The sequence below is a fragment of the Streptomyces sp. SID5910 genome (genome assembly GCF_009862125.1).
Lineage (GTDB): Bacteria > Actinomycetota > Actinomycetes > Streptomycetales > Streptomycetaceae > Streptomyces.
In genome coordinates, this window is sequence record NZ_WWHX01000658.1 from 1 (window position 1) to 1,986 (window position 1,986).

2 protein-coding genes are annotated in these 1,986 nt (G+C 76.0%); one reads left to right on the top strand and one right to left on the bottom strand.

Annotation, left to right across the window (positions count from 1 at the left end; translation table 11 throughout):
* Positions 1–1,432: malto-oligosyltrehalose trehalohydrolase (treZ, locus tag GTW67_RS22915; RefSeq protein WP_161166690.1), on the top strand; the 1,432-nt coding region annotated here is incomplete at its 5' end.
* 25 nt (positions 1,433–1,457) lie between these two features.
* On the opposite strand, the gene GTW67_RS22920 is transcribed toward treZ, so the two are convergent.
* The coding region (locus GTW67_RS22920) for a phosphotransferase (RefSeq protein ID WP_161166691.1) at positions 1,458–1,986 on the bottom strand (529 nt) is incomplete at its 5' end.

Here is a 1,986-nt window from a genome sequence, read left to right on the forward strand (position 1 = left end):
GCCCGAGGGCACTCTCGACGCCGCCGCCGGGCGGCTGGAGCACCTGGTGGAACTCGGTGTCACTCACGTCGAGTTGATGCCGCTGTGCCCCTTCCCCGGCCGGCACGGCTGGGGGTACGAGGGTGTGTCGCTGTGGGCGGTGCACGAGCCGTACGGCGGGCCGGACGCGCTGAAGCGGTTCGTCGACCGGGCGCACGAACTCGGCCTGGGCGTCGTCCTGGACGTGGTGCACAACCACCTCGGCCCGTCCGGCAACTATCTGCCCGTCTTCGGCCCGTACTTCACGGACACCCACCACACGCCCTGGGGCGTCGCGATCAACCTGGACGCGCCCGGCTCCGACGAGGTGCGGGCGTATCTGGTGGACAGCGCGCTCGCGTGGCTGCGCGACTACCGGATCGACGGCCTGCGCCTGGACGCGGTGCACGCCCTGGTCGACACGCGCGCGTGCCACTTCCTGGAGCAGCTGTCGACGGCCGTGGACGACCTGGCCGCCGACCTGGGCCGGCCGCTGTTCCTGATCGCGGAGTCCGACCTGAACGACCCGCGGATCATCACCCCGCGCGCGGAGGGCGGCCTGGGCGTGCACGCCCAGTGGAACGACGACTTCCACCACGCCCTGCACACCGCGCTGACCGGCGAGTCGCAGGGCTACTACGCCGACTTCGCGCGCGACCCGCTGGCGGCGCTCGCCAAGACGCTGACGCACGGCTACTTCCACGACGGCACCTACTCCAGTTTCCGGGGCCGCGGTCACGGCCGGCCGCTGGACCGGCAGCGCACGGCGGCGCACCGGCTGACGGGCTACAGCCAGACCCACGACCAGGTCGGCAACCGCGCGCAGGGCGACCGGCTGGCGTCCCTGGTCTCCCCCGGCCTGGCGGCCTGCGCGGCCACGCTGACGCTGACGGCGCCGTTCACGCCGATGCTGTTCATGGGCGAGGAGTGGGCGGCGGGCACCCCGTGGCAGTTCTTCACCGACCACACCGACCCGGACCTCGCGGAGGCCGTACGGCGCGGCAGGCGGCGGGAGTTCGCCGCGCACGGCTGGAAGGAGGAGGAGGTGCCCGACCCGCAGGACCCGGCGACGCGGGACCGCTCCTGCCTCGACTGGTCCGAGCCGGAGCGCGATCCGCACGCGCGCGTGCTGGCCTGGTACCGCCGGCTGATCGCCCTGCGGCACGAGCAGCCGGACCTGACCGACCCGGACCTCGCCGACACCAGGGTGTCCTACGACCGCGAGGCGCGGTGGCTGGCCTTCCGGCGCGGCGACATCCGGGTGGCCGTCAACCTGGGCACCGAACCGGCGGCGATCCCGCTGGGCCCCCGCCCCGCGCGCGTGCTGGCGGCGTGGGAGCCCGTGCGGGGTCCGGGCGAGGACGGGGTGCTGTGGGTGCCGGGCGAGTCGAGCGTGGTGCTCGAACAGGAGTGAGGTGCCGGCGGCGCCCGCCCCGGTGTCAGGCCGGGTCGTCCTCGCGGAACTCCGTGACCCGCTCCAGCAGGATCGGCTCCCAGGCGCGGCGCAGCCGGGTCCGCAGCAGGGGCAGGGGCGCGGCCGACCGGCCGGCGAGGGCGTCGGTGAGGTGGACGACGGTGTCGCAGCGGGCCAGCCACAGGCCGCGCAGACAGGGCCGGGCGCCGTAGCCGGCCAGGGTGGCGGCGCGCACGGCGGCGGGCGAGCCGACGGACAGCGCGAGTCCGGCGATGTCCTCGGCCGGATCGCCGAGGACCGCGTCGGCCCAGCCGAGGACCGCGCGCACCCGTCCGTCGGCGGCGACGACGAGGTGCTCGCCCGCCAGGCCGTGGTGGACGAGGACGGCGGCGCCGAGCTGGGCGCCGAGCTGGGCCGCCGCCGCGGCCGTCAGCCGCTCCGGCCGGACCGGGTCGAACTCGTCGGCCTCGGCGAGGCGCCGGGCGGCGCGTTCGGCGGCCCGGCGCAGCGTCTCCAGGGAGCGCGGCGCGGACCGCGGCACGCCGAGCGTCTCG